25 protein-coding genes and 1 pseudogene are annotated in these 25,506 nt (G+C 71.1%); 14 read left to right on the top strand and 12 right to left on the bottom strand.

Annotated features, from left to right (window positions below):
* Window positions 1–9: 9 nt before the first annotated feature.
* On the top strand, window positions 10–993 hold the full coding sequence (locus tag BUB75_RS04550) for a sugar phosphate isomerase/epimerase family protein (protein WP_218617290.1): 984 nt from the start codon (window positions 10–12) through the stop codon (window positions 991–993).
* Window positions 994–1,057: 64 nt separating this feature from the next.
* On the opposite strand, the gene BUB75_RS04545 is transcribed toward BUB75_RS04550, so the two are convergent.
* From BUB75_RS04545 to BUB75_RS04530, 4 genes are all read right to left on the bottom strand, one after another.
* Window positions 1,058–2,230 carry an ROK family transcriptional regulator gene (locus BUB75_RS04545; RefSeq protein ID WP_073251659.1) on the bottom strand — a complete coding sequence of 391 codons (1,173 nt, stop codon included), beginning with the start codon at window positions 2,228–2,230 and terminating at the stop codon, window positions 1,058–1,060.
* Window positions 2,231–2,237: 7 nt separating this feature from the next.
* Window positions 2,238–3,662, bottom strand: coding sequence for a sugar ABC transporter permease (locus BUB75_RS04540; RefSeq protein ID WP_073251656.1), 1,425 nt, complete (start codon window positions 3,660–3,662; stop codon window positions 2,238–2,240).
* 7 nt (window positions 3,663–3,669) lie between these two features.
* Window positions 3,670–4,452 carry an ATP-binding cassette domain-containing protein gene (locus tag BUB75_RS04535; protein ID WP_073252802.1) on the bottom strand — a complete coding sequence of 261 codons (783 nt, stop codon included), beginning with the start codon at window positions 4,450–4,452 and terminating at the stop codon, window positions 3,670–3,672.
* 61 nt (window positions 4,453–4,513) lie between these two features.
* Window positions 4,514–5,605, bottom strand: a complete 1,092-nt coding sequence (locus BUB75_RS04530) for a sugar ABC transporter substrate-binding protein (RefSeq protein WP_073251654.1) — start codon at window positions 5,603–5,605, stop codon at window positions 4,514–4,516.
* A gap of 156 nt (window positions 5,606–5,761) precedes the next feature.
* On the opposite strand from BUB75_RS04530, the gene BUB75_RS04525 reads away from it, so the two are divergent.
* Window positions 5,762–6,211, top strand: coding sequence for a MarR family winged helix-turn-helix transcriptional regulator (locus tag BUB75_RS04525; RefSeq protein ID WP_218617289.1), 450 nt, complete (start codon window positions 5,762–5,764; stop codon window positions 6,209–6,211).
* Between the two features lie 41 nt (window positions 6,212–6,252).
* Window positions 6,253–7,833, top strand: coding sequence for an MFS transporter (locus BUB75_RS04520; protein WP_073251650.1), 1,581 nt, complete (start codon window positions 6,253–6,255; stop codon window positions 7,831–7,833).
* Window positions 7,834–7,912: 79 nt separating this feature from the next.
* Here the strand turns inward: BUB75_RS04520 and BUB75_RS04515 are convergent, their stop codons facing one another.
* Window positions 7,913–9,871: a DHA2 family efflux MFS transporter permease subunit gene (locus BUB75_RS04515; RefSeq protein WP_084740330.1), complete on the bottom strand. Its 1,959-nt coding sequence runs from the start codon at window positions 9,869–9,871 to the stop codon at window positions 7,913–7,915.
* Between the two features lie 290 nt (window positions 9,872–10,161).
* Here BUB75_RS04515 and BUB75_RS04510 point away from each other — a divergent pair.
* Both BUB75_RS04510 and BUB75_RS04505 read left to right on the top strand, forming a co-directional pair.
* Window positions 10,162–11,682, top strand: a pseudogene (locus BUB75_RS04510) (MDR family MFS transporter); the annotation flags it as partial.
* Between the two features lie 64 nt (window positions 11,683–11,746).
* Window positions 11,747–12,916 carry a saccharopine dehydrogenase family protein gene (locus BUB75_RS04505; protein WP_073251646.1) on the top strand — a complete coding sequence of 390 codons (1,170 nt, stop codon included), beginning with the start codon at window positions 11,747–11,749 and terminating at the stop codon, window positions 12,914–12,916.
* Here BUB75_RS04505 and BUB75_RS04500 read toward each other — a convergent pair.
* Together BUB75_RS04500 and BUB75_RS04495 are read right to left on the bottom strand one after the other, a co-directional pair.
* A complete protein-coding gene (locus BUB75_RS04500; protein ID WP_143175019.1) occupies window positions 12,882–14,993 on the bottom strand; it encodes a sensor histidine kinase in 2,112 nt (703 codons plus the stop codon). The genes BUB75_RS04505 and BUB75_RS04500 overlap by 35 nt on opposite strands.
* 47 nt (window positions 14,994–15,040) lie before the next feature.
* On the bottom strand, window positions 15,041–15,277 hold the full coding sequence (locus BUB75_RS04495) for a hypothetical protein (RefSeq protein ID WP_073251642.1): 237 nt from the start codon (window positions 15,275–15,277) through the stop codon (window positions 15,041–15,043).
* Window positions 15,278–15,421: 144 nt separating this feature from the next.
* Here BUB75_RS04495 and BUB75_RS04490 point away from each other — a divergent pair, with 144 nt between their 5' ends.
* The gene (locus BUB75_RS04490; RefSeq protein WP_073251640.1) at window positions 15,422–16,021 is read left to right on the top strand and encodes a sulfite oxidase-like oxidoreductase; all 600 of its coding nucleotides are present in this window, start codon (window positions 15,422–15,424) and stop codon (window positions 16,019–16,021) included.
* 27 nt (window positions 16,022–16,048) lie between these two features.
* On the opposite strand, the gene BUB75_RS04485 is transcribed toward BUB75_RS04490, so the two are convergent.
* Window positions 16,049–16,792, bottom strand: a complete 744-nt coding sequence (locus tag BUB75_RS04485; protein ID WP_073251638.1) for a cytochrome c oxidase assembly protein — start codon at window positions 16,790–16,792, stop codon at window positions 16,049–16,051.
* Window positions 16,789–17,217: a DUF2243 domain-containing protein gene (locus BUB75_RS04480; protein WP_073251636.1), complete on the bottom strand. Its 429-nt coding sequence runs from the start codon at window positions 17,215–17,217 to the stop codon at window positions 16,789–16,791. Before BUB75_RS04480 ends, BUB75_RS04485 begins: the two co-directional genes overlap by 4 nt.
* A gap of 174 nt (window positions 17,218–17,391) precedes the next feature.
* Between BUB75_RS04480 and BUB75_RS04475 the strand changes: the two genes are divergently transcribed.
* Genes BUB75_RS04475 through BUB75_RS04465 form a run of 3 tightly spaced genes read left to right on the top strand, consistent with a single transcriptional unit; the run spans window position 17,392 to window position 18,886 of the window.
* A complete protein-coding gene (locus tag BUB75_RS04475) occupies window positions 17,392–18,336 on the top strand; it encodes a dioxygenase family protein (protein WP_073251634.1) in 945 nt (314 codons plus the stop codon).
* Between the two features lie 36 nt (window positions 18,337–18,372).
* Window positions 18,373–18,657: a metal-sensitive transcriptional regulator gene (locus BUB75_RS04470; protein ID WP_035856696.1), complete on the top strand. Its 285-nt coding sequence runs from the start codon at window positions 18,373–18,375 to the stop codon at window positions 18,655–18,657.
* A gap of 19 nt (window positions 18,658–18,676) precedes the next feature.
* Window positions 18,677–18,886, top strand: coding sequence for a heavy-metal-associated domain-containing protein (locus BUB75_RS04465; RefSeq protein ID WP_073251631.1), 210 nt, complete (start codon window positions 18,677–18,679; stop codon window positions 18,884–18,886).
* Window positions 18,887–18,898: 12 nt separating this feature from the next.
* On the opposite strand, the gene BUB75_RS04460 is transcribed toward BUB75_RS04465, so the two are convergent.
* Window positions 18,899–19,408, bottom strand: a complete 510-nt coding sequence (locus BUB75_RS04460) for a MarR family winged helix-turn-helix transcriptional regulator (protein WP_218617286.1) — start codon at window positions 19,406–19,408, stop codon at window positions 18,899–18,901.
* Window positions 19,409–19,498: 90 nt separating this feature from the next.
* Here BUB75_RS04460 and BUB75_RS04455 point away from each other — a divergent pair, with 90 nt between their 5' ends.
* Together BUB75_RS04455 and BUB75_RS04450 are read left to right on the top strand one after the other, a co-directional pair.
* Complete coding sequence (locus BUB75_RS04455; RefSeq protein WP_073251627.1) at window positions 19,499–20,353, top strand: dioxygenase family protein; 855 nt, start codon at window positions 19,499–19,501, stop codon at window positions 20,351–20,353.
* A gap of 140 nt (window positions 20,354–20,493) precedes the next feature.
* Entirely contained in the window at window positions 20,494–21,042 is a 549-nt protein-coding gene (locus BUB75_RS04450; protein ID WP_073251624.1) for a DUF3558 family protein, read from the top strand.
* On the opposite strand, the gene BUB75_RS04445 is transcribed toward BUB75_RS04450, so the two are convergent.
* Complete coding sequence (locus BUB75_RS04445) at window positions 21,033–21,722, bottom strand: TetR/AcrR family transcriptional regulator C-terminal domain-containing protein (protein ID WP_073252797.1); 690 nt, start codon at window positions 21,720–21,722, stop codon at window positions 21,033–21,035. The two genes, BUB75_RS04450 and BUB75_RS04445, sit on opposite strands and share 10 nt — an antisense overlap.
* 88 nt (window positions 21,723–21,810) lie before the next feature.
* On the opposite strand from BUB75_RS04445, the gene BUB75_RS04440 reads away from it, so the two are divergent.
* Window positions 21,811–22,731, top strand: a complete 921-nt coding sequence (locus BUB75_RS04440) for an ATP-binding cassette domain-containing protein (protein WP_073251622.1) — start codon at window positions 21,811–21,813, stop codon at window positions 22,729–22,731.
* A complete protein-coding gene (locus BUB75_RS04435; RefSeq protein ID WP_073251620.1) occupies window positions 22,728–23,588 on the top strand; it encodes an ABC transporter permease in 861 nt (286 codons plus the stop codon). The genes BUB75_RS04440 and BUB75_RS04435 overlap by 4 nt, the downstream gene beginning before the upstream one ends.
* On the opposite strand, the gene BUB75_RS04430 is transcribed toward BUB75_RS04435, so the two are convergent.
* On the bottom strand, window positions 23,585–24,529 hold the full coding sequence (locus BUB75_RS04430) for a LysR family transcriptional regulator (RefSeq protein WP_073251618.1): 945 nt from the start codon (window positions 24,527–24,529) through the stop codon (window positions 23,585–23,587). The genes BUB75_RS04435 and BUB75_RS04430 overlap by 4 nt on opposite strands.
* A gap of 104 nt (window positions 24,530–24,633) precedes the next feature.
* On the opposite strand from BUB75_RS04430, the gene BUB75_RS04425 reads away from it, so the two are divergent.
* Window positions 24,634–25,506 carry an FAD binding domain-containing protein gene (locus BUB75_RS04425; RefSeq protein WP_073251615.1) on the top strand — a complete coding sequence of 291 codons (873 nt, stop codon included), beginning with the start codon at window positions 24,634–24,636 and terminating at the stop codon, window positions 25,504–25,506.

The following is a 25,506-nucleotide window of genomic DNA, read 5'->3' as shown; positions in this document are numbered from 1 at the left end:
GATATTCACATGGAGCCGTTATTCGGTGCCGGCATCTGGCACTTCGGGCAGTACGTCGACCGTTACGCCACGGACGGATACGGTCCCCCGGTCACGACGCTGGAGGCCATCGACCGGGCCGGCCAGGTCGGCTCGCTCTCCGTCGTCGACCTGACGTACCCGTTCAACCCGGTCGACCTCGCGGTCTCCGACGTCTCCGACGCGCTCAAGCGCAACAACCTGCGGGCGATCGCGATCACGCCGGAGATCTACACCCGGAAGTTCGTCAAGGGCGCGTTCACGAACCCGGACGCCGCCGTGCGTCGCGAAGCCCTGTCGCTGATCTCGGAGGGCGCCGAGGTGGCGCGCGAACTGGGCTGCGACTACGTGAAGCTCTGGCCGGGCCAGGACGGGTGGGACTACCCGTTCCAGGCCGACTACGGCCAGCTCTGGAAGTACTCGCTGGACGGCGTGCGCGAGCTGGCCGCGACGTTCCCGGACCTCAAGTTCGCGATCGAGTACAAGCCGCGCGAGCCGCGGAACCGGATGGTGTTCTCCGGCGTGGCCCGGACGCTGCTCGGCATCGAGGAGATCGGGTTGCCGAACGTCGGCATCCTGCTCGACTTCGGGCACTCGCTCTACGGTGGTGAGTCACCCGCCGACGCGGCGCGCCTCGCGATCTCCCGCGGCCGGCTGTTCGCGATCGACGTCAACGACAACTTCCGGGGCTGGGACGACGACATGGTCGTCGGGTCGGTGCACCTCACCGAGACGTTCGAGTTCTTCTGGACGCTCCGTGACCTGGGATGGGACGGCGTCTGGCAGCTCGACCAGTTCCCGTTCCGTGAGGACCAGGTGCAGGCGGCCCGGGACGGTATCGACGTGATGCGCGCGATCTACCGGGCGCTCGACCTCGTCGACCGCGACGCCCTGCGCGCCGCCCAGGACGCCCAGGACGCCCTCGCTGCCCAGCGCATCATCCGCAAAGCGCTGCTCTCGACGTTGCCCGAGTAGCCGCCGAGAAACGTGGCCGGTTTTCGACGTATCACCGCGAACGGATGCGTCGAAAACTGGACAATTATGTGGCGAACAGAGCCTGGAAGGCGAGTTCGCTGGCGCCGATGAGAGACGAGTCGCGTCCGAGGTCCGGGGTCAGCAGGGCCGTGCAGCCGCGGGCCGCGGCCATCGCGCGCCGCTCCACCTCGCGCTCCACCCGGGGCCGTTCGATCCGCAGGATCTCGGCCAGCGTGTCGCCGACGACGATCGCCTCCGGGTTGAACACGTTGATCAGGATCGCCAGCGTGCGGCCGAGGCTCGTGGCCACGGTGGCCACCGCGTCGGCCGCCGGTGGCACGCCCCGCTCGGCGTCGGCCAGCACGCCGGCGACCGCGGCCGGGCCGAACGCGTCGTCGGCGACCCCCGCCTCCCGCAGCAGCGCGTGCTCGCCGAGGTACGTCTCGACGCATCCGTTGCTGCCGCAGTGGCACTCCGGGCCGTCGGGGTTCAGCATGATGTGGCCGATCTCGCCGGCGTACCCACCGGCCCCGTACATCTCGGCGCCGTCCACGATCACGCCGCCACCGACGCCGACCGACCCGACGATGTAGACGACGTCGCGCATCGCCCGGGCGGCGCCGCGCTGATGCTCGGCGAGCGCGCCGAGGTTCGCGTTGTTGCCGATCCGGACGTCGAGGTCGGCCCCGAGCCTCGTCCGCAGCCGCGCGCCGAACGGGACGTTCCGCCAGCGCAGGTTCGGCGCGTGGACGACCAGCCCGTCCGCGCGCTGGATCGTGCCGGGCACGCTCACCCCGACGCCGACCAGCGTCGCGCTCGCCGGCATCCGGGCGGCGAGCCGGCGCGCGTCGCGGGCGATCTGGGTGACGACGGCGGCCGGGCCCGGCTCGGCGACGACGGTCTCGTGCCGGACGTGCACCCGGCCGCCGAGCCCCACCGCCGCCGAGACGATCCGCTCGACCTCGACCTCGACGGCCAGCACGTACGGGCCGTCCGGCCGGGGCGCCACCACGTGCGAGGGACGCCCGGCCTTCTCCCCGCCGCCCGGTACGTGCTCGTCCACCACGCCCTGCCGGACCAGGTCGCCCACCAGGTCACCGATCGTGCTGCGGTTGAGCCCGAGCGACGTGGTCAGCTCCGCCCTGGTCAGCTCGCCGCGCCGGTGGATCTGTTGCAGGACCTGGCTGAGGTTGTGACGCCGGATCTCTTCCGGACGCACGACCGTGGAGCGGGGCACCGTGGAATCAGTCCTCCGCGGGACGCCTGCGGGAGAGCGCGTCCGCACCGGCGGCGACCAGCAGCACCAGGCCGGTGACGAGGAAGACGTAGGCCGAGCTGATGTTCTTGATCAGGTTCAGTCCGTTCGGAATCATCGCGATGACGATCGCGCCGATGATCGCGTCACGGATCTTCCCTCGTCCGCCGAAGAGTGAGGTACCGCCGATAACGGCAGCTCCCACAGCATAGAGGACATCCGTGTTCTTCCCGAAGTCGGACGGGACGCCGCCCAGGTACGACGCGCCGATGATCCCGGCCAGCCCCGCCATGCCGGAGCAGATGATGAAGCAGGACATCCGCACGCGCGCGACGTCGATGCCTGCCCGGCGGGCCGCCGCCTTGCTGCCGCCGACCGCGTAGATGAAGCGCCCGTACTGGGTCCTGGTCAGGATCAGCGTCCAGAACACGAACACGACCGCGACCAGCAGCACCGACCACGGGACGCCCTGGATCTTCGCGAAGACCGTGCGCGAGCGATCCTGGTTGAGCACGTAGACGGCCAGCCCGGTCACCGCGGCGATCGCGGCCACCCGGACGAGCACCAGGTCCAGCGGTTCGGCCGACAGACCGGCCCGCCGTCGGCTGATCGCGCGGTGCGCGGTGACCGCCAGGTAGGCGGCGATCGAGAGCCCCCACACCACCCACGCGAACACCACCGGCATGTAGCCGTTCTCGATGTTGTTGACCAGGTCGAATCTGCGGGTCGGGATCGCCGCGCCGGTGCCGATGAACGTCAGCAGCGCGCCCTGCCAAGCGAGGAACAGGGCCAGCGTCACGATGAACGACGGGATACCGATCCGGGCCACGAGGAACCCGATCAGGACGCCGATCGACGTGCCGACCGCGACCGACAGGAACATCGCGAGCAGCTGCGTCGACCCCAGCTGCGCCACCGCGATGACGATGCCGATCGCCACGATCGCGGCCGGGATCCAGAGCCGGGACAGCGCGGCCAGCACCACGGTCGCGGCCATGATCAGCATCAGCACGACGAACACGCCGGTGCCGAGCGACGCGCGGAGGTTGCCGTCGTCGTTGAGCGCCAGCGCCATGCCCGCCGCGCAGACGCCGCCCGCGGTGCCTGCCGACAGGTCGATCTCGCCGATCAGCAGCACGAACACCATGCCCATGCCGAGTACCGAGATCTGCGCGGCCTGCTGCAGCAGGTTCGCGAAGTTGCCCTTGCTGAGGAAGACGTCGCTGGCGTTGGCGAAGATCACGACGAGGACGACCGCGCCGAGCACGGCCGGGAGCGCGCCGCCCTCGCCGCCGCGGACCCGGTCGACGTAGGCGCGGAACGCCTCCACGACGTTGCGGGGCCCGACGTCTTCGGAGAACGCCTGCGCGTCGGCGTCGGGGATGTCGCGGATCGCGGGGGTGGTTGGGGTCATGAGCGCCTCACAGGTTCGCGTCGGCGGTGGCGCGGGAGAGTCCGAGGTCGCCCGACCGGCCGGTCGTGATCAGCTCGACGACCTGGCCGACCGTGGTGTCGGCGGCCTGCACCTCGGCCGCGATCCGGCCCAGGTAGAGCGCGTCGATCCGGTCGGCGACCTCGATGACGTCGTTCATGTTGTGGGAGATCAGGACGACGCCGAGGCCGCGGTCGGCCAGCCGCCGGACCAGGTCGAGGACCTGCCGGGTCTGGGCGACGCCGAGCGCCGCGGTCGGCTCGTCGAGGATGACGATCCGGGAGTTCCAGAGCACGGCCTTCGCGATCGCGACCGTCTGCCGCTGCCCGCCGGAGAGGCTGCTCACCGGCTGGCGCACGGACTTCACGGTGCGGACCGACAGGCTGGCCAGCACCCGGCGGGCCTGCGTCTCCATCGCGCCCTCGTCGAGCGTCCGCAGCCGGCTCTTGGACTCGCGTCCGAGGAACATGTTCTGGACGATGTCGAGGTTGTCGGCCAGCGCGAGGTCCTGGTAGACGATCTCGATGCCCAGCGCGGCGGCGTCGCGAGGACTGTTCAGCGTGACCGGCTGTCCGTCGAAGAAGAACTCGCCGGAGTCCACGTGGTGGATGCCCGCGATGCACTTGATGATCGTCGACTTGCCCGCGCCGTTGTCGCCGACGAGCGCGGTCACCTCACCGGCGTGGACCGCGAGGTCGATGTCGTGCAGGACCTGGACCGGCCCGAAGCTCTTGTTGATCTTGCGTAGTTCGAGGATGGGCGTGTCGGTCACGGACACCTCCTTCGGGGCGAGGCGCACCGGTGGGCGGCTACGCCCACCGGTGCGGGAGGGATCAAACGACGCCGGCCTCGGTGCACAGCGTGGCGTAGTTGCCGGTGCACAGCTCGGCCTTGGTCACGAAGCCGTCCGCGACGACGTCCTTCACCGAGTCCTTGGTGATCGGCAGCGGCGTGAGCAGCAGCGACGGCACGTCCCGCTTGCCCTGGTCGTCGCGGACCGTGCCGGTGGTCTCGGCCTTCTCGCCCTTCAGCAGCGCGACCGCGAGCTTGACCAGGCCCTCGGCCTCCTGCTTGATCGGCTTGTAGACGGTCATGCACTGGTCACCGGCGAGGATGTTCTGCAGGCCGCCGACCGTGGCGTCCTGCCCGGTGACCGGCACCTTCAGGCCGTTCTTCTTCAGCACGGTGATCGCCGAGTTGCCCAGCCCGTCGTTGGCCGCGAGGACGCCGTCCACGTTGCCGCCGGCCGCGGTGAGCAGCTGCTCGAAGATCGTGACGGCCTTCGCGTTGTCCCAGTCCGGGACGCTCTGGTCGCCGACCTTCTTCCAGCCCTCCTTGTACTTCGGGTCGAGGACCGAGTCGTAGCCCTGCTTGAACAGCGTGGCGTTGTTGTCGGTCGGCGAGCCGTTCAGCTCGATGATCGACGGGTTGGTCTTCTTCGCCGCGGTGAGGCAGTCGACCAGGCCCTGCCCCTGCAGCTCGCCGACCTTCACGTTGTCGAACGAGACGTAGTAGTCGGCGGAGCCGCCGAGCGTCAGCCGGTCGTAGTCGATCGTCTTCACCCCGGCGGCCTTGGCCTTGGCCTCCACCTGGGCGCCGGTCGCGGAGTCGAGGTTGACGATCGCGAGGATCGAGACGCCGTCCTGGATCATGCCGTCCGCGATCGACACGAACTTGCTCTTGTCGCCGAGCGCGTTCTGGATGTCGGCCTCGACGCCGGCTTCCTCGAACGCCTTGGTGAGTAACGGTTTGTCGAAGCTCTCCCAGCGGGCCGACGACTGGGTGTCCGGAAGGATCACGCCGACCTTCCCCTTGACCGACGAACCGGTGTCGGCCGTGTCGGACGAGTCGTCGTTGCCGCAGGCCGCCAGGATCAGCGCCGTCACGGCGCCGAGGGCAACCATTCCGAGTGCGCGTATGCGCATGCCTCTCCCGCCTTCCTCGTTGAAGAACCGAATTGTTGTGGCCGGGAACATATAGGCGGTGAGTACGCCGCGTGAAGGCCTGTTATCCATCCGTTACGGGGCGTGGGCCAGATCACTATGGTTGCATAGCTATTTATCCATAGCTATTCTTCGGACGTGGCACCCAACCCCGAGGACGTCGCGGCCGGGCTGACCGCCGTTCTCCCGGTGCTCATGCGCACGGTCGAGCGGCGCCTGGCGCTCGACTACGCACGCCCCAAACCGCCCGACGCGCAGCTGGCCCTCCTCCGGCTGGTCGGCGAGCGTGAGGGCATCACGGTGCGGGAAGCCGCCGATGCCCTATTGATGAAGGCGAACAACGTCAGCGCGCTGGTGTCACACCTCGTGGGCGAAGGACTGCTCACGCGCGTCCCCGACGAGAACGACCGGCGGGTCGTCCACCTGCACCCGACCGCCGACGCGCGGGAGCAGTTCGCCTCGGTCGACGGCCTGACCGCCGACTACCTCCTGGCCGCGCTCGACGGCCTGGACCCCGCACAGGTCGCCGCGATCGGCGAGGCCCTTCCCGGGCTGATCGCGCTGGCCAGGCGGATGCACGCGGGCTGAGTCCCCGCTCTCACCGAATCAGAAAGAGGCACCACCGCTCCATGTCCGTGGTCACCCCTGTCCGCGCGCTGCCCGCGCCCGCCCGCGATGTGCGGTCCAACCCCTGGCTTACGCTGATCGCGGTCGCGTTCGGCCTGTTCATGGTCGGTCTGGACGGCAGCGTCGTCGCGATCGCCAACCCCTATATCGGCGCGGACCTGAACGCGACGCTCCCCCAGCTGCAGTGGGTCACGAACTCCTACCTGCTGGCGCTGGCCGCGGTGCTCGTGCTCGGCGGCAAGCTCGGCGACCGGTTCGGCAGGCACACGTTCTTCCTGATCGGCGTCGCGGGCTTCACGGTCGCGTCGATCGCGATCGGGCTCGTCGGTTCGATCGAGGGCGTCATCGTGTTCCGCGCGCTCCAGGGGGTGTTCGGCGCGCTGCTGATGCCGAACACGCTGGGGCTGCTGCGTGCGGTGTTCCCGCCTTCGACGTTCGGCCGGGCGGTCGGGATCTGGGCGATGGTCTCGTCGGTCTCCACCGCGCTCGGGCCGATCGTCGGTGGGCTGCTGGTCGAGCACGTCAACTGGGAGTCGGTGTTCTACCTCAACGCGCCGATCGGCGTGATCGCGCTCGCGTTCGGGGCCTGGGTACTGCCGAAGAGCAAGAACAGCACCGGTCACCACCGGTTCGACATCGCGGGCGTCGTGCTGCTCGCGCTCGGCATGCTCGCGATCGTCTACGCGGTCGTGCAGGGCGAGAGCTGGGGCTGGGGCTCGCCGAAGACGCTCGGCACGCTGCTGCTCGGCGTCCTGATCCTGCTGGTGTTCGTGCTCGCGGAGAAGAACCTGGAGCACCCGCTGCTGCCGATGCGGCTATTCCGCAACCGGTCGCTGGCGATCGGCACGGTGATCACCGCGGTCAACTTCTTCGCGCTGCTCGGCACGATCTTCTACGTGCTGCTCTACCTGCAGAACGTCCGCGTGTACACGGCGGTCGAGGCCGGCCTGCTGACGCTGCCGCTGAGCCTGGCCTCGGTGGTGGCCGCGCCGATCGGTGCCGCGCTCACCGACAAGTACGGTCCGCGGCTCACGATGCCGCTGGGCATGCTGCTGCAGGCCGTCGCGCTGCTCGCGCTGCTGCGGCTCGGCGTCGACTCCTCCTACCTGACGCTCTGGCCGTCGTTCGTCGGGCTGGGCTTGGGGACCGGCATCGTGCTGTCCGCGTCGTCGGAGGCGATCGTCGGCAACGCGCCGGTGAAGGACGCCGGCGTCGCCGGTGGCCTGCAGGCCACCGCGCTGCAGCTGGGTGGCGCGCTCGGCACGTCGGTGCTGCTGTCGGTGCTGTCCGGCCGGGTCGGCAGCACGCTGACCGGCGAGCTGACCGCCGCCGGGGTGCCCGCTCCGCTGGCGAGCGGCCTGCACGAGGCCAAGGACGCGGTCGCGCAGGGCGTCGCGCCCACTCCGGCCGGGGTGTCGGCGCAGGTCCAGTCCGCGATCGTCGAGGGCAGCGCGCAGGCGTTCGTCAACGGCGTGCACACCGCGGTGCTGGTCACCGGCATCGTCTGCCTGATCGGCGCGGTCGTCGCCTACGTCGGCGTCCGCCGCGGCGCCACCCCGGTCGAGACGCCGGTCGCGCACTGACGCTCCTGTTGACGCCTAACCGGTCTCTCAGCGCGCCTTAGGGACCGGTTTTGCGTCCTTCCTCGGGTGCCCCGGCGCGCTACGCCCGGGCGGCCGCCTCCTCCTCCAGCAGGCGGTCGGCTAGGGCGTCTATGGCGCGGTCGAGGCGGGCTCGGTCGATCGGGTCGGTGGTGTCCCAGTCCTCGAGCTGACCGACCAGCCACTGCCGCCACGCGGCGGTGATCTGCGCGAACGCCGCCGAGCCCGCAGCGGTGAGCGCCAGCCCGCCGCCCTCGGGACGCAGGTGGCCGTCCTCCACGGCCTGCAGGAACACCGGTGCGAGCACGTCCGCCGGTACCCGGTGGGCGGCCGCGACGTCCTCCAGCGTCGGCGGGCTCCCCCGGCGTCCCCGCAAGTGGACCTGGCCCACCACCCACGCCTGCCCCGGACTCAGCGCGGTGCCCGATCCGGCCAGGATCGACGGCGCCGCGGTGGACGCCCGCCGCCGGATCAGCTGCGCGACGGTCCGTTCCAGCTGCCGGTCGGCGTCCGCGGTGTCCGGCGTACCGAATCCCTCGCCGACGTCGGTGGCCCCGGCCCGCGCGGTGTCCCGCAGCGGCACCTGTTTGAGGAAGAACGAGACCAGCAGCCCGACCAGCGCGATCGGCACCACCCAGGTGAAGACGTGGTTGATCGCGCTGGCGTACGCGCTGATGAACGGCTCGGCGTCGGCCTCGGGGAGCGTGTGCAACGCCGCCGGGTCGGTGATCGTGCTCGACGACACCCCTGGCACCGCCGCGTACGCCGTGGCCAGCTCACTCGTCAGCTGGTTGGAGTAGAGCGTCCCGAAGACCGCCGTACCGACCGTGCTGCCGACCGTCCGGAAGAACGTGACGCCCGCCGTCGCGGTCCCGAGGTCGCCGTAGGCGACCGTGTTCTGCACCGCGATCGTGAGCACCTGCATCGCCAGCCCCAGGCCGGAGCCCAGCACGAACATGTACACGGACTCCAGCAGGACGCCGGTGTGCTGGTCCATCCTCGACATCAGGAACAGTCCGACGGCCATCACCGCGGTCCCGACGATCGGGAACACCTTGTACTTGCCGGTCCGGCTGATCACCGAGCCACTGACCATCGACATGATCAGCAGGCCCGCCATCAGCGGCAGCGTGCGGAACCCGGAACCGGTGGCCGAGACCCCGTCGACGTACTGCAGGTAGGACGGCAGGAACGTCATCGCGCCGAGCATCGCGAAGCCCACGACGAACGACAGCACCGAGCAGACCGTGAACACCGGGTTGGCGAACAGGCGCAGCGGCAGCATCGGCTCCGGTGCCCGCTTCTCGGCCAGCACGAACAGGAGGAAGAACGCGGCGGCGCAGCCGAACATCCCAAGGATCACCGACGAGGTCCACGCGTACTCGTCGCCGCCCCACTCCAGCGCCATGATCAGCGAGACCACGCCGAGCGTGACCAGCACGATGCCGAGGTAGTCGATCAGCGGTTTGGTCGCGATCGTGACCGAGGGAATCGTGCGAGCCGCCATCACGACCATCACGACCGCCACCGGCAGGTTGATGTAAAAGCACCAGCGCCAGGACAGGTGGTCGGTGAACAGGCCGCCGAGCGTGGGGCCCAGGACGGTGGTGAGTCCGAAAACGGCTCCGAGCGCGCCCTGGTAGCGGCCGCGGTCCCGCAACGGGATGACGTCGGCGATGAGGGCCTGCGCCGTCACCATCAGCCCGCCGCCGCCGATGCCCTGGATCGCGCGTCCGATGATCAGCAGCGTCATGTTGTGCGCGAGGCCGGCCACCGCCGAGCCGAGCACGAACAGGATCGCGGAGAGCTGGAAGATCACCTTCCGGCCGAACAGGTCGCCGAACTTGCCGACCAGCACCGAGGCCACCGCCTCGGTGAGCATGTAGGCGGTGACCACCCAGGCCATGTGCCCGGCGCCGCCGAGGTCGGCGACGATCGTGGGCAGCGCCGACGAGACGATCGTCTGGTCGAGTGCGGCCAGCAGCATGCCGAGCAGGATCGTGGTGAAGACCAGGTTCATCTGGGTCCGGGACAGCGCCGCCGGGCGGCCCGTCGCGACGTCGCCGGCCGTCACGCGACCGAGTTCCGTCCATTAAGCGGCATAAGTCCCGTATAGCACGTTTCTCGAGACACTTCGAGCGCCGCACGTCGGTCACGTCACACATTTACAAAGTTGCACCAAGCAACTTCTGAGATAAAGTTGTGTGCGTCAAGGAGCTAAATGCTCGGCTCGGTGAAAGTGAAGGGAAACCGATGACGACAACCATCGAGGGGAGGCCAGCCGCCGGTGCACCACCGACAGCCGAGCCGATGTCGCACCGCCAGATCCTCGAGGCGCTGACCGGCTTGTTGCTCGGCATGTTCGTGGCGATCCTGTCGTCCACGATCGTGACCAACGCGCTGCCGACGATCCTCACCGACCTGCACGGCGGCCAGTCCGCCTACACCTGGGTGGTCACGAGCACGCTGCTCGCCACCACCGCCACCACCCCGATCTGGGGCAAGCTCGCCGACCTCACCAGCAAGAAGATGCTGGTCCAGATCGCGCTGGTCATCTACGTCGCAGGCTCGGCCCTCGCCGGGCTCTCGCAGAACATCGGTGAGTTGATCGCGGCCCGCACTGTCCAGGGCATCGGCGTCGGCGGTCTCACCGCGCTGGCCCAGGTGATCATGGCGGCGATGATCTCGCCGCGGGAGCGCGGCCGGTACTCCGGTTACCTGGGTGCGGTGTTCGCGGTCGCGACGGTCAGCGGACCGCTGATCGGCGGCATCATCGTCGACACCTCGTGGCTCGGCTGGCGCTGGTGCTTCTACGTCGGCGTCCCGATCGCGGCGCTGGCGATCGTCGTCCTGCAGAAGACGCTGCGCCTGCCGGTGATCAAGCGGAAGGTGAAGATCGACTACCTCGGCGCCACGCTGGTCACCGCGGCGGTCTCGCTGCTGCTGATCTGGGTCTCGCTCGCAGGCGACCAGTTCGGCTGGCTCTCCTGGGAGACCGCGTTGATGGTGCCGGGCGCGCTCGTCCTCGGTGCGCTGTTCGTGTTCGTCGAGTCGCGGGCCGTCGAGCCGATCATCCCGCTCGGCCTGTTCCGCAACCGCACGGTGGTGCTCGCCACGGTCGCCAGCCTGTTCGTCGGTGTGGCGATGTTCGGCGCGAGCGTGTTCCTCAGCCAGTACTTCCAGATCGCCCGCGGCGACTCCCCCACGGTGTCCGGCCTGCGGACGCTGCCGATGATCGGCGGCCTGTTCCTGGCTTCGACGATCTCCGGCCGGATCATCACCGCCACCGGCAAGTGGAAGCGGTTCCTGGTCGCCGGTGCGTTCCTGGTCACGGTCGGGTTCGCGCTGATGGGCACGGCCCGCGCTGACACGCCCTACTGGCACCTGGCGCTGTTCATGGCGCTGATCGGCGTCGGCCTCGGCATGACGATGCAGAACCTGGTGCTGGCCGTGCAGAACACGGTCCGGGTCAGCGAACTCGGGACGTCGAGCTCGACGGTCGCGTTCTTCCGGAGCCTGGGCGGTGCGGTCGGCGTCTCGGCGCTCGGCGCGGTGCTCGGCCACAAGGTCACCGACTACCTCGCCGACGGGTTGCGGGCGCTCGGCGTGACGTCGACCGGCGGCGACAGCGGCAGCCTGCCCGACCTGGCCACGCTGCCCGCCCCGATCCGGACGGTCGTGATGGACGCCTACGGCCACGCGGCCGGCGACGTGTTCCTCTACGCGGCACCGTTCGCGCTGCTCGCGTTCGTCGCGGTGCTGTTCATCCGGGAGGTCGCGCTGCGCACCAGCAACGCGGAGCCGGTTCCGGCGGCGCCGCCGGCGAACGACGTCGAGAACGTCGTGGAACTGGCTTCCGCTCGTCGGTAGTCGGCTTCGCCGATACCCTTGCCCGATGGCGCGCTCGTACGACGTAGTCCTGTTCGGAGCCACCGGTTTCACCGGTGGCCTCACCGCGGAGTACCTCGCGGCGCATGCGCCGGCCGGGCTCCGGTGGGCCCTCGCCGGGCGGAACCGGTCGAAGTTGGCCGCGGTCCGCGACCGGCTGGGGCCCACTCACGCTGAACTGCCACTGCTCGAGGCGGACGCGACGGACGCCGCGTCGCTGCGGGCGGTGGCCGAGTCGGCGCGGGTGGTGGCCAGCACCGTCGGTCCGTACGCGCGGTACGGCGAGCCGCTGGTGGCGGCGTGCGCGGCCGCGGGCACCGACTACACCGACCTGACCGGCGAGCCGCGGTTCGTCGACGAGATGTACCTGCGGCACCACGAGACCGCACTGCGCACCGGCGCCCGCATCGTGCACGCGTGCGGGTTCGACTCGATCCCGGCCGACCTCGGCGCGTACTACACCGTCGGCCAGTTACCGGACGACGTCCCACTGCAGGTGGAGAGCTTCGTCCGGGCGTCCGGCCGGCCGTCGGCGGGAACCGTGCACTCGCTGGTCGAGGCGGTCGGCGACCTGCCGGGCGCGCAGCGCGCGTTCCGCGAGCGCCGGCGCAAGGAAGGCCGGCCGAACGGCCGCCGGGTGCACCTCACCGGCCCGCTCCCCCGCACGCATCCGGTGGGGGTCTGGAACGTGCCGCTGCCGACGCTCGACCCGCAGGTCGTGGCGCGCTCGGCGGCCACGCTCGACCGGTACGGACCGGACTTCAGCTACGCGCACTACCTCGCGCTGCCCTCGCCGGTGCACGCGGCGGCGATCCTCGCGGGCACCGGGGCGCTGATCGCCGCGGCGCAGATCCCGCCGCTGCGCAACCAGGTCCTGGGGCGCTGGACGTCCGGCGACGGGCCGACCGCGCAGCAGCGGGAAGAGGGCTGGTTCTCGGTCCGGTTCACCGGCGTCGGCGGCGGGCAGCGGGTGCTCACCGAGGTGCACAGCGACCGCGACCCCGGTTACGCGTCGACCGCGGTGATGCTCGCCGAGGCCACGCTGTGCCTGGCCGGCGATACGCTGCCGGAGACCGCCGGTCAGGTCACGACCGCGGTCGCGATGGGTGATCGGCTGGTGGAGCGGCTGGACGCCGCAGGCATCACGTTCCGCGTCCGCGGGCGCTGGCAGGACTGACACCGGGCAGCACCCGCTCGGCCGCGGGCAGGTCCACGAGAAAGCACGCGCCGGTCGGGCGGTTCGGCCGGTACGTGATCCCGATGTGCCCGGCCTCGGCCAGCGTCCGGACGATATGGAGACCGAGCCCGGTGCCGCGCTTCGTCGTCGCGACACCGGTCTCGGCACGGCTGAACCGGTCGAACAGCTGGGGGACGAACTCCGGCGGCACACCCTCGCCGTGGTCGCAGATCACCAGCTCCACCGTGCGGCCGAGCGGCCTGGCGACCAGGTCGAACGGTGGCGCGCCGTACTTGACCGCGTTGCCGAGCAGGTTCGTGACGATCTGCTGGAAGTGGCCGGGGTCGACCTGCACGAACAGCCCTTCCGGCACGGCGACCGAGACGTCGAGCGCCTGGTCGGGCGGGAGCGTCAGGACGGCCTCGTGCACGGCCGCGCGCAGGTCGACCGCGACGGGCTTGGCGGTGAGCACCCCCGCGTCCAGCTGCGCCACCGTGAGGATCTCCTCCACCAGGCGGTTCAGCCGCTGACCGGCGGATTCGATCCCGAGCAGGTACTGCTGTTTCCGCGAGTCGGGCAGGTGTTCCCAGTCGTCGGTGAGGGTCTCGGCGTACCCGAGGATGCCGGTGATCGGCTGCCGGACGTCGTGCGACAGCATCGCGACGAAGTCCGCCATCCGATCCCTGGCGTCGGTGAGGTTGCCGTTCATCCGCTCCAGCTGGTCGGCGTGCCGGGCCAGCTGCGCGCGGGCGGCGGCCTCCTCGGCCTCCAGCCGCTTCCGGTCGGTGATGTCGACGACCTGGACCGTGAACCGCACCGGCTGGTTGTGCAGGTCACGCAGCAGCGTGATCGTGGTGGCGCCGTACACGACCCGGCCGTCGGCGTGCAGGTACCGCTTCTCCAGCCGGAAGCCGGGCCGGGCACCGGCCAGCGTCTCCTGCATCGCGGCCTGGGTGGCCGGGACGTCGTCCGGGTGCAGGATCTCGGCGATCGTCAGCTTCGTGACTGCCTCCGGGGTGCGGCCGAGCATCGCGCAGAAGGCCTCGTTGACCTGGCGGAACCGGCCGGTGAGGTCGGTGAGCGCCATCCCGACCAGCGAGCGGTCGAACACCGTCCGGAAGCGTTCCTCGCTCAGCCGCAGCTCACGGCGGCTGCGCGAGCCCTTGGCCGCGATGACCACCGCCACTAGACCGACGACGGCCGCGGTGCCCAGCCCGACCCGGCCCGCGGTGGTGGCGCCGGCCAGCGGTCCGTAGAGCGAGGCGTCCGGCACCGTGGCGACCAGCCGCCACGCGGTGCCGCTCACCGGGTAGCTGCTGAACGTCCAGCGCTTGCCGCCGACGGTGTACGTGTCGAACACCCGGCCGGACTCGTGCGTGGCCAGCGCCTCGGCGAGGGCCGGCTCGGCCGTGGCCAGCGCGTTGGTCCGGCCGGTCACCGACTGGTTCGCGGCCACCACCCGGCCCGCGTTGTCGGCGAGGTATACGCGGTTGCCCGGGATCGTGAGCGCCTTGGCCAGGTAGGCGGAGAGCGGGCTGCGGGCCACTTCCACCGCGCCGGAGAACACGCGCCGCCCGTACGGCGTGTCGTACGGCATCGCGAACCCGGTCACCGGGACCTTCTCTGCCGCCGACGGGACCACGGCGGAGACCGCCGGTACGCCGGTGAGCACAGCCGTGCGCAGGTGGGCGTACTTGGCGATCATGTTCGTGCCGATCAACGCCGGGTTCGGCGGCTCGACGTGCAGCAACCGCCCGTTCCCGTCGATGAGCACCGCGGCGGGGTAACCGAACGTGGCGACCGAGCGCCGGAAATCGGCGGCGGCGACCGTCTTGGCCGCGAGGAACGTCTCGGCCTGGGTGCGCTCCCGCGCCAACACGTCCTGGACGTAACTCGCCACGAACTGGCTGCCCAGCGACACCCGCATGTCGAAGCGCTGCACGAGGTCGTCCCGGCTCGTCCGGTCAGCCCACGAGAGTGCCGTCGCCCCGATCGCGCAGAGCACGAGCCAGACGCCCGCCGGCAGGACGAGATCCCGCATCCGTGCCCAAGCGGCGGACATCGTTCTGCGTTTCACTACTCAAAGTTAACCTAACTAAACGCCCAAAAAACGCATTTGGGACGCTATGCGCGCGCGGTCCGCTCGCGGGCAGCGTGGTTCTTGGCTCGGAGCATCAGCGCTTCGCCGCAGAGCGCGGTCACCGGCGCCGCCGACCGCATCGCGGCGAGCAGCCGGTCGAACGCGGCCGGATCGGTCTCGGTGCCCTCCAGCCCGGATGCGAGCAGCAGGTCTCCCCAGATCCCGGACGCACGCGGACCGTAGACCCACTCCACCGCCTGACGGGCCTCGACGAGGTTCATGCCATGCCGCCTCTCCGCTGGTTCGACGCCGTGCCCGTCGGCCAGGAGTGAAACGAGCTGAGCAGTCATCCGACCGAAGGAACTGCGATGCACCACGCGGCAGACTGGAGCGCAACCAAACCCCGCGCACGACAGGAGCACCGCGTGGCGATCTTCTCTCCGGGCTTTCAGGGACGCCGCCGGCCCGCCAGCGGCCTGCTGCCACCCGGCCAGTACGTCACCGACGGGTTCCCGGTGCTCTCCGCCGGGCCGACGCCGCGGGTGTCGCTGGACTCCTGGGAGTTCAGCATCACGACCGAGACCGGCGCCCGGCACCGGTGGTCGTGGACCGAGCTCCAGGCGCTCCCGCGGGAGAAGCCGACCGTCGACATCCACTGCGTCACGAAGTGGTCGAAGTTCGGGACGGCCTGGGAGGGCGTCTCGCTGGACACGCTGCTCGAGGGCGTGGACACCGCAGCGGGGTACGCGCTCGTGCACTCGTACGGCGGGTACACGACGAACCTCCCGCTGGCCGACCTGCGGAACGGAAAGGCGTGGGTGGCCTTCGGGTACGACGGGAAGCCGCTGACGCCGGAGCACGGCGGCCCGGCCCGGCTGCTCGTGCCGCACCTGTACTTCTGGAAATCGGCGAAGTGGGTGACGCGGATCGAGCTGCTGACCGCCGAGAAGAAGGGGTTCTGGGAGCGGGTCGGGTACCACGACTACGGCGACCCGTGGCGCGAGCAGCGGTACGACGGCGACTGAGGTCTCTCGGCGGGGGCGGGCCGGCCTTCAGCTCCGCACAGGAAGCGGTTCGCGGCGGTCGAGCGTCCGGAACCAGGCGCGGCAGAGCAGGACGATCAGTACCAGGTCGACCGCGTCGCCGCCGTAGTACATGAGCTGGGCGCCGAGCTCGGCGTCCGCCGCGGAGACCCCGGCCGGCGGATGCCCGTACAGGTACTTCGCGAGGACGCCGTGCGCGGCGAGGTAGCCCACCAGCACCGCGGCGCGCAGCGGGTAGCCGGCCGGCCGCGGGTGGGTGCCGAGGATCGCCGCGGCGAACAGGTACCCGGCGACCAGCAGGTGGACGTGCAGGAGCGGGTGGCCGGAGAGCACCGGGTAGAGCGGCGTCAGGTACAGCAGCCAGAGCCCGCCGACGTTGAGCACTGCTGCGGTCACCGGGTGGCCCAGCGTCCGCACCGGAGCCGCGCGCAGCACCCGTACCAGCGCCCGGGCTCGCTCCACCGAAAGCGCGCGCAGCGCGAGCTCCACCGGGGCCGCGAGCGCGAACAGCAGCGGCGCGACCATGCCCACCAGCAGGTGCGACACCATGTGCGGCAGGAATCCCTGCCCCGGCAGGAGTCCGATCGCGAGCGCGCCCAGCCCGGCCACCCAGCAGCCGGTCCGCCAGACCGGCCAGGACCCGTGCCGGCGGTTCGCCTCGTCGACGGCGAGCCGGTAGCAGAGCAGCGGCAGCCCCAGCGCGGACGCGAGCAGCAGCAGGCCGGTGACGGAGACCTCGCCGTGGTGAGTCACCGGCCGACCGCGGGCGCGCGCAGCAGGAGCGTGATGCCGACGCCGAGCAGAGCCACCGCCGACAGGTTCCAGGCCCAGTCGTAGGGCGCCACGTCGACGTGGTAGCGGATCTGGTGCAGGTCGAGCAGCTTGTGCTGGATCGTGCCGTCGTAGAGCTGGAACGCTCCCGCCCCGGCCAGCAGCGCGCCCCACCAGCGGCGGGCGGCGAACGTCCGGCGCCGGCGCAGGCTCGCGAACAGGAACAGCGCCGCGACCGTGGCGAACCACCCGAACGCGTGGAACAGCCCGTCGGACACCAGCCCGGCCGCGGCCGTGGACTTGTCATAGAAGTGGTGCCAGTGCAGGAGCTGGTGGAACACGGTCTCGTCGACGAACGCGGCGACGCCGACGCCGAGCAGCGCTCCCGACAGCACGTTGCGGTCCACGGCCTCTCCCTTTCTCACCGGTGACACGTCCGGTTCCCCGCGCGAACGCCCGCAAACGGGACACCGCACGGGGCCGCGCCTCGGCGCCCACTTCCGCCAGACTCCCACCAGCGCGACCGGATTCTCCCGGCATATCTCTCTTTCGCCGGAGACGCGCCAGACTGGGGGTTTCACATGCGACTGGATCGCCGGATCAACAGACGCCGGGCGCTCACCGTCGGCACGCTCGGCGTCGGCGCGGCCGGGGTGGCCGCGGCCGGCCTGGCCGGCTGCGACGAGGGCAGGCGCGGTGACGCCCGGCTGAGCGAGTTCGGCGGCCCGGTCGACGCGGCGACGCTCGCGCTCCTCCGGACCGCCCGGACCTGCCGCCCGTCGCGTCAGCTCACCCAGGGCCCGTACTGGTTCGACGTCGACCGCCTGCGCAGCGACATCCGGGAGAACCGCCCGGGTACGACGCTGCAGCTCGCGCTGCGGGTCGTCGACGGGGCCGGCTGCCAGTCGCGGCCGGTACCGGACGCGGTCGTGGAGGTCTGGCACTGCGACGCCACCGGGCGGTACTCCGGCTTCGACGTCCCGGCCCGGCCCGCCCCACCGAACCCACCGCCGGGGTGGCCGAACCGCCTCGGCGCGGAGCTGCCTGCGGGCGACCCGACCGCCGACCCGATGGGCTACGCCACCCGGACGTCCGACGGCTCGTACAGCAGCGGCGACGCCGAGGCCCAGCCCGGCGACGAGACCACGTACCTGCGGGGCGCCCAGGTCGCCGACCGGGCCGGCGTCGTGCGGTTCACCACGATCTACCCCGGCTGGTACGTCGGACGGGCGCCGCACCTGCACACCAAGGTCTACCTGGACCGGCGGACCGTGCTCAGCACCCAGCTGTTCCTGGACGACGCGGTGAGCGACCGGGTCTACGCGGCACCGCCGTACCGGCGGCGGGACGCGCGGAACGTCCGGAACGCCACCGACGCGCTGTTCGACGCGTCCGGGCTGCTCACGCTCCGCCGGTTCGGCGACGCGTACCTCGGCGCGGTCAATCTCGGCGTCGACCTGCTCGACGTCCCGCCCGGCGCGAGCGGGTCAGCCTCTCACGCCAAGTACCCTAGGGGGGTACAGTAGGAGCGACCTGAGCCGGACGACGAAGGGACGGCGGCCGTGGCACACGCATACATCGCCGACAAGGACGCCTACCTCAAGCGACTGCGGCGCATCGAGGGCCAGATCCGCGGGCTGCAGCGGATGGTCGAGCAGGAGGAGTACTGCATCGACATCCTCACCCAGGTCTCGGCGGCGACCAAGGCACTGCAGTCGGTCGCGCTGGGCCTGCTCGACGAACACCTGGCGCACTGCGTGGTCGACGCCGCTCGCAACGGAGGCCCGGAAGCCGACGCGAAGGTCCGCGAGGCGTCCGACGCGATCGCGCGGCTCGTCCGCTCCTGAAACCGAGAGAGGATTCACGATGTCCGTCACGGCGACCTACCCGGTGACCGGGATGACCTGCCAGCACTGCGTCAACGCGGTCCAGTCCGAGGTCGGCGAGATCCCGGGCGTCACCGCCGTCGACGTCGACCTCGCGGCCGGCGCGGTGACCGTGACCAGCGAGGCGCCGGTCGACGTCGAGCAAGTGCGCGCCGCGGTCGACGAGGCCGGCTACGAACTGGCCAACTAGCGGAGGCGCCGCCTAGTCCTGGCCGGGGCAGTCGCCCGCGGGGTCGACCTGGGCGAGCAGCGTGCCGACCAGGTCGCCGAACTGCGCCAGCTGGGCTGGGTCGAGCGGGTCGACGACCAGCGACCGGACCGTCGCGACGTGCCCCGGCGCGGTCTGCACCACCTTGTCCCAGCCGTCCTCGGTGAGCACGGCGTTCGTCGCCCGCCCGTCTTCCGGGCAGGGCTGCCGCCGCACCCAGCCGCGCTGCTCCAACCGCTTGACGACGTGCGACAGCCGGGACAGCGATCCGTTGGCCAGCTCGGCGAGCTGGCTCATCCGCAGCGTGCGGTTCGGCGCCTCGGACAGCCGCGAGAGCACCATGTAGTCGAAGTGGCTCAGGCCGGCCTCGCGCTGGAGCTGCGCGTCGAGTGCCGCCGGAAGCTTGATGAGGAGCCCCGCGAGCCGCAGCCAGGTGCGCTGCTGGTCGGGATCCAGCCAGAGCGGCGCCGTGGCGGGGGCACCGGGGTCGGCAGAGCTGGTCACCCCTCCAGTGTACGACATAAGTTGACGCTTCAACTTTCACGTCGTACTTTGGTTGAGAGATCAACTTCTCCGACCCCGAAGGACACCGCCATGGCCGGTCCGCACCCGTTCGCGACGCACCTGCAGAAGGCCGCAGCCGCCGGGCCGCACCGGCTCTGGACGCCCGAGGACGGCGCCCTGCCGTCGATCTACCTCAGCCACGGCGCACCACCGCTCTTCGAGGACACGCTCTGGATGGACGAGATGTTCGCCTGGGCCCGGTCGCTGCCGAAACCGCGGGCGATCGTGATCGTCTCCGCGCACTGGGAGAGCGCGCCGCTCTCGGTGAGCAGCACCCAGGCCAACACCACGCCGGTCTACGACTTCGGCGGCTTCGACCCGCTGTACTACCGGATGCGGTACGACACCCCGGACGCCAGCGACCTGGCCACGCAGTTGCTCTCGGTACTGCCCGACACCGAGACCGTCTACGAGCACCGCGACCGGGGCCTCGACCACGGCGCCTGGGTTCCGCTCAAGGTCATGTACCCGGACGCGGACGTGCCGGTGCTGCAGATGAGCATCCCGACCCACGACCCGGCCCGGCTGCTGGCGCTCGGCGAACGGCTCCGGCCGCTGCGTGACCAAGGCGTCCTGGTCATCGGCTCCGGGTTCATGACCCACGGCCTGCGCTTCCTGCGCGACTACCGCCTGGACGCCGAAGCTCCCGGCTGGTCGGCGGAGTTCGACGCCTGGGCCGCGGACGCGTTGAAGCGCGGCGACGTCGAGGAACTGTCCGCGTTCCGCGACCGCGCGCCGGGCATGCCGTACGCGCACCCCACCGTCGAGCATTTCACTCCGCTGTTCGTCACGCTCGGCGCAGCGACCGACCCGGAAGCACCGGTGACCACGACCGTCGACGGCTTCTTCATGGGGCTGGCCAAGCGGTCGTTCCAAGCCGCCTGAGATGCCCGTGGGGCGTGTGTCGCCCGACGAACACACCGGGCGTCGTTTTGCCGATCGTCCCCGTCTGCGACGAACGGGACCCTGTGCGTACGGCCGGATCCACTCCGAGGCCGCCATCCTGCTCCGAAGGAGTACGCACGATGACCGCCCGGACCGTTCGCGTCCTGCTCGCCGCCACTGCCGCCACCGGGCTGTTCGCCCTCACCGCGTGCGGCTCGATCGACGTCTCCACCGACGATGCGGCGCCGTCGCCGCGTCCGACGACGTCCGCAGCCTCCGCCTCCCCCACCGTCGAGCCGACCACCGACACCGCCGCTGACAGCGGCGAGGTCCCGAATCCGTGCGAGCTGCTGACCCCGGCCGACGTCAACGCGCTGACGTCCCGGGAGATCACCCAGGTCGACCGCGGCGACGCCGACTCCGGCCCGACGCGCACCTGCCAGTGGCAGCTCGAGGAGGGCGTGCTCGCGGTGTTCCTGTCCCCCACGTCGGCGGACGACTTCGCGGTGCGCGACCCCGACGCGATCGACGTCGACGGTGTCGGCGACGAGGCGTACACCTCGGCCGGGCACCTCTTCGTCCGCAGCGGTGACCTGCTGGTCGACGTCTACGCGACCGGCGCCGGCGACGAAGCGGGCGACCAGACCGTCGCCACCGCTACCGCGGAGAAGATCATCTCTCAGCTCTGACCACCCAGAAGCCCTTCCAGCAGGCCGCCGATGACGCGGTCGAAGGGGTCGGAGTGCACGGCAGGGGCGGTTCCCACCGATCCGAGCGCAGCGGCCAGGTGCGGATAGCGTTCCGGCGTGGCCACCGCAGCGAGGTAGCGCGCGGTGGCCGCACGACCGTCCGCCGTACTGGCCGACCGCGCCGACGCTTCGTCCCGCGCCAACAGGCTCACTACGCCGCTGAGCATCGCCACCGCCTCCAGCTTCGTCCCGGCCGGGCGGTCCAGGACGCTGAGCGCTGCCAGCGCCTGCTCCAGATAGGCCACTCCGTTCGGCCCGATGCCGGTCGCCGCGGGCTGGATCTCCACCAGCCACGTGTGCCGCCGGTACAACGTCCGCAGGTCGTGACCGATCGCCAGCAGGTCGGCCCGCCAGTCGCCGGTCGTCGGCCGCGGATACCCGAGTTCGCCGTTCACCGCGTCGACCATCAGCGCCACCAACTCGTCCCGGGTGGCCACGTATCGGTAGAGCGACGCGGTCCCGGCTCCCAGCGCGGCCGCGACCTTGCGCATCGACACCGCGGCCAGCCCGTCGGCGTCCGCGAGCGCGATACCCGCCGCCGCGATCCGCTCCCGGGTGTGCTCCGGCGCGGGTCCGTGCCCTGCTCGTTCCGGGCGGAGCCAGATCGGCTCGTCGGGCATCAGCACTCCTGATTCGTCGTTTGCGAACACCGTACCCAGTCGGGTAGCGTCCTTACTGCGAACACCGATCGCAGTAAGGGAGGGCTCGATGATCGAAGCCCACGAGCTGGTGAAGACCTACGACGACGTCCGCGCCCTGGACGGGCTCGACCTCACAGTGGGGAAAGGCAGCGTCTGCGCCCTGCTCGGCCCGAACGGCGCAGGCAAGACGACCGCGGTCCGGATACTGACGACGCTCGCCACCCCCGACGCGGGCCACGCCACCGTCGGGGGATTCGACGTCGTCACCCAGCCGCAGCGCGTCCGCGCGCTGATCGGCCTCGCCGGGCAGCACGCCGCCGTCGACGACGACCTCACCGGCCGCGAGAACCTGGTGATCCTCGGGCTGATGCTGCACCTCGGCCGACGCGCCGCCCGGCGCCGCGCGGACGAGTTGCTGGCCCGCTTCGACCTGGCCGAGGCCGGGAACCGCCTGGTCCGCACGTGGTCCGGCGGCATGCGCCGACGGCTCGACCTGATCGCGGCGTTCCTGGTCGAACCGGCGCTGCTGGTACTGGACGAGCCGACCACCGGCCTCGACCCGCGCAGCCGCCAGGAGATCTGGACGAGCGTCGCCGACCGAGCCGCCGCCGGCACCACCGTCCTGCTCACCACGCAGTACCTCGAGGAGGCCGACCGGCTCGCCGACCACGTCGTCATCGTCGACGGCGGCCGTGTCGTGGCGGAAGGCAGCCCCGACGTCCTCAAGGACACCCTCGGCGCCCGCATCGACGTGGTCGTCGAGCATCCGTCCGACGCCGACGCGGTGGCCGCCGTGCTCGGACGCTGGGCCACCGCCCGGCCGGACGTCGCCGGAACGCGGGTCACCGCACCGCTCCCGGCCGGCGCGGTGACACTGCCCGACGTCGTACGGGCCCTGGACGCCGACGGCCTGGTCGTCGCCGACGTCCGGCTCCGGCGCCCCACCCTCGACGAAGTGTTCCTCGACCGGACGGAGCGTGCAGCGTGACCGAGATCCTCCCCTACGGACGGACACGCGGAGCCGTCGTCGACAGCCTCGCCGCGGCCGAACGGATACTCACCAAACTCCGCCACGACCCGGCGGGCCTCGTCGTGACGCTGTCGGCGCCGCTGGTGCTGGTCGTCGCGTTCGGTTACATCATCGGCAGCGCGATCCAGGTGCCCGGCGGCGGCTACCGGGAGTACCTGATCCCCGGGCTGTTCGTGCTGATCGCCGTGAGCATCATTCCCCCGCTGGTGACGATGTCCCGGGACGCGCAGCTGGGCGTCGTCGACCGGTACCGCTCGATGCCGATCAGCCGCACCGCGGTGCCGTTCGGGCAGGCGCTGGCGACCAGCGTCTACGGGCTGGTGAACTTCGTCCTGATGGGGCTGTGCGGACTACTCGTCGGCTGGCGGTTCGACCGCGGGGTATGGCGGTTGGCTGCTGCTTTGGGCTTGTTATTGCTGGTCCAGTTCGCGATGACGTGGGTGGGGCTCTATCTGGGGCTGGTGCTCCGGAGCCAGGAAGCCGCCGGGCAGCTCTCGCTGGTCGTCCTGCCGATCGCGATGGTGTCGAACCTGATGGTGCCGACCGGCGGGATGCCGACGTGGCTCCGGACGATCGCCGAGTGGAACCCGGTCAGCGCGCTCGGGCAGGCGGTGCGGGAGCTGTGCGGTAACCCGACCGCGCCGGACGCGGGCGCCTGGCCCCTCGCCCACCCGATCACCGCGACCCTCCTCTACGCCGCCGTGATCCTGGCGATCTTCGTCCCCGCGACGACCCGCCGCTTCGCCCGTCGCCCTGCCCGAAACTGGCCGAAGACGACTAAGCCGGCGAGAGCGCCGATGGGTGAGGCCGCCTAGCTCCAAAGTGCGACGTGCACCGGAGGACGACGCGGGGCCGTGGGGGCGGCGCCGGGTGGGGCGAGCATCGCCGCGGTCGCGCCGGGCGTCGTCACGAACTGCTGCAACGCCCGCGCCGCCGCACTCGCCCGCCCGCGCCCCAGCAACGTCGCGTACCAGAGCCCCTGTACCGGCGTACCGGGGACGGGGAGCCGCACCAGCGTCCCGTGCCGCAGGTCGGCGCGCACCACGTGCCCCAGCGCGAGCATCACCCCGTCGCCGGCCCGGGCCGCCGCGACCGCCTCGGTCTCGCTCGGGAACCGCACCAGGTCGGGCCAGGCCGACTGCCCGGCCAGCCACCGCCCCTCCTCCGACAGTTCCTCCAGCCCGGCCGGCCCGGTGAGCCATACCTGGCGCAGCGCGGCACCGAGCGAGAGCTCGGGCAGCGGACGGTCCGGCGACGCGACGAGGATCCGCTGGTACCGCAGGAACGGCACCGCGTCGAAACCCCCGCTCCCGGGGCGCGGCCCCAGGACGACGTCGACCGCACGCCGGACCAGCGCGTCACCGAGCGCCGCCCCGTCCGACACCACCAGCTCGACCTCGCAGTCCGGCAGCCGCCGGGTGAACGCGTCGAGCAGAGCGCACGCCGCGTGCTCGGCGAAGTCGCTGGTCGCGGCGACCCGCAGCGACGTCGTCGAACCGTTCGTCTCGGCCACCTCGCGGCGAGCCTGGTCGGCCAGGCCGACGATCTCCTCCGCGTGCACGGCCAGGCGGCGCCCACCCGGCGTGAACGCGATGCCCCCGCCGGCGCGCACGAACAGCGGATCGCCGAGTTCCTGACGCAGCGCGGCGACCGCTGCCGAAACGGCGGGCTCGCTGACTCCGAGCTCCGCGGCAGCCGCGCGGAGCGATCCGAGCCGAACGACTAAAGCAAAGGTTCGCAACTGGCTCAGCGTCATCGATGACACCTCTTAACCGTTCGCTTATGACGACCTTGACACCCGTGAACGCCGGTAACAAGGTCGGCCGCGGAAATCCCATCTGCCGATGTGGAGGCACTCAGGTGCAAGTTCCGGCTCCCTTTGACTACGCCCGTGCGGAGAGCGTCGAGGACGCGCTGGCCCTGTTACAGAGACACGGCCCGGAGTCGCGGGTGATCGCGGGCGGACACAGCCTGCTGCCGATGATGAAACTGCGCCTGGCCCGGCCCGAGTGGCTGATCGACATCAACGACCTGTTCGAGCTGGACTACCTGGTCGAGGACGCCTCGACCGTCCGCATCGGAGCGTTGACCCGGCACGCCACCCTACTGGCGTCCGACCTGATCGCGCGGCTGTTCCCGATCGTCACCGACGCCGAGAAGGTGATCGCCGACCCGATCGTCCGGAACCGCGGGACGATCGGCGGTTCGCTCTGCCAGGCCGATCCGGCTGAGGACCTGTCGACGGTGTGCGAAGTGTTACGGGCCGAAGTCGTGATCCGCGGGCTGGACGGCGAGCGGGTCCTCACGATGCCGGAGCTCCACCGCGGCCCGTACGAGACCGCGGTCGCCCAGGACGAGCTGCTCACCGAGATCCGGTTCCCGGTCCTGCCGCGCTCCGGCAGCGCCTACGAGAAGGTCGAGCGCCGGGTGGGCGACTGGGCGATCGCCGCCGCCGGAGCCGCAATCACGCTGAGCCCGGCAGGCACGATCACGCACGCCGCGGTCGGGCTGACGTCGGTCGGGCTGGACGGTCACACGGCCACCCGGGCGGAGGAGCTCCTCACCGGCAACCCGCCGAGCGAAGAGCTGTTCGCCGAGGCCGCCCAGCGAGCCGCCGAGGACTGCGACCCGGTCGCCGACCAGCGCGGCCCGGTGGACTACAAGCGCCACCTCGCGGCCGAACTGACCAAGCGCGTCCTGCGTACCGCCACCGCACGGGCCTCGGAGGGCTGA

This window comes from Cryptosporangium aurantiacum (assembly GCF_900143005.1).
Taxonomy (GTDB): Bacteria; Actinomycetota; Actinomycetes; order Mycobacteriales; family Cryptosporangiaceae; genus Cryptosporangium; species Cryptosporangium aurantiacum.
This window is presented reverse-complemented; position numbering and strand designations above follow the sequence as displayed.

What these genes read in the sequence shown, in the direction of transcription:
- BUB75_RS04550 (WP_218617290.1), top strand. Translation starts at nt 10, where the DNA reads ATGGAGCCGTTATTCGGTGCCGGCATCTGGCACTTCGGGCAGTACGTC.
- BUB75_RS04540 (WP_073251656.1), bottom strand. Translation starts at nt 3,662, where the DNA reads ATGACCCCAACCACCCCCGCGATCCGCGACATCCCCGACGCCGACGCG.
- BUB75_RS04530 (WP_073251654.1), bottom strand. Translation starts at nt 5,605, where the DNA reads ATGCGCATACGCGCACTCGGAATGGTTGCCCTCGGCGCCGTGACGGCG.
- BUB75_RS04520 (WP_073251650.1), top strand. Translation starts at nt 6,253, where the DNA reads ATGTCCGTGGTCACCCCTGTCCGCGCGCTGCCCGCGCCCGCCCGCGAT.
- BUB75_RS04515 (WP_084740330.1), bottom strand. Translation starts at nt 9,871, where the DNA reads ATGAACCTGGTCTTCACCACGATCCTGCTCGGCATGCTGCTGGCCGCA.
- BUB75_RS04505 (WP_073251646.1), top strand. Translation starts at nt 11,747, where the DNA reads ATGGCGCGCTCGTACGACGTAGTCCTGTTCGGAGCCACCGGTTTCACC.
- BUB75_RS04495 (WP_073251642.1), bottom strand. Translation starts at nt 15,277, where the DNA reads ATGAACCTCGTCGAGGCCCGTCAGGCGGTGGAGTGGGTCTACGGTCCG.
- BUB75_RS04475 (WP_073251634.1), top strand. Translation starts at nt 17,392, where the DNA reads ATGCGACTGGATCGCCGGATCAACAGACGCCGGGCGCTCACCGTCGGC.
- BUB75_RS04465 (WP_073251631.1), top strand. Translation starts at nt 18,677, where the DNA reads ATGTCCGTCACGGCGACCTACCCGGTGACCGGGATGACCTGCCAGCAC.
- BUB75_RS04455 (WP_073251627.1), top strand. Translation starts at nt 19,499, where the DNA reads ATGGCCGGTCCGCACCCGTTCGCGACGCACCTGCAGAAGGCCGCAGCC.
- BUB75_RS04450 (WP_073251624.1), top strand. Translation starts at nt 20,494, where the DNA reads ATGACCGCCCGGACCGTTCGCGTCCTGCTCGCCGCCACTGCCGCCACC.
- BUB75_RS04445 (WP_073252797.1), bottom strand. Translation starts at nt 21,722, where the DNA reads ATGCCCGACGAGCCGATCTGGCTCCGCCCGGAACGAGCAGGGCACGGA.
- BUB75_RS04440 (WP_073251622.1), top strand. Translation starts at nt 21,811, where the DNA reads ATGATCGAAGCCCACGAGCTGGTGAAGACCTACGACGACGTCCGCGCC.
- BUB75_RS04430 (WP_073251618.1), bottom strand. Translation starts at nt 24,529, where the DNA reads ATGACGCTGAGCCAGTTGCGAACCTTTGCTTTAGTCGTTCGGCTCGGA.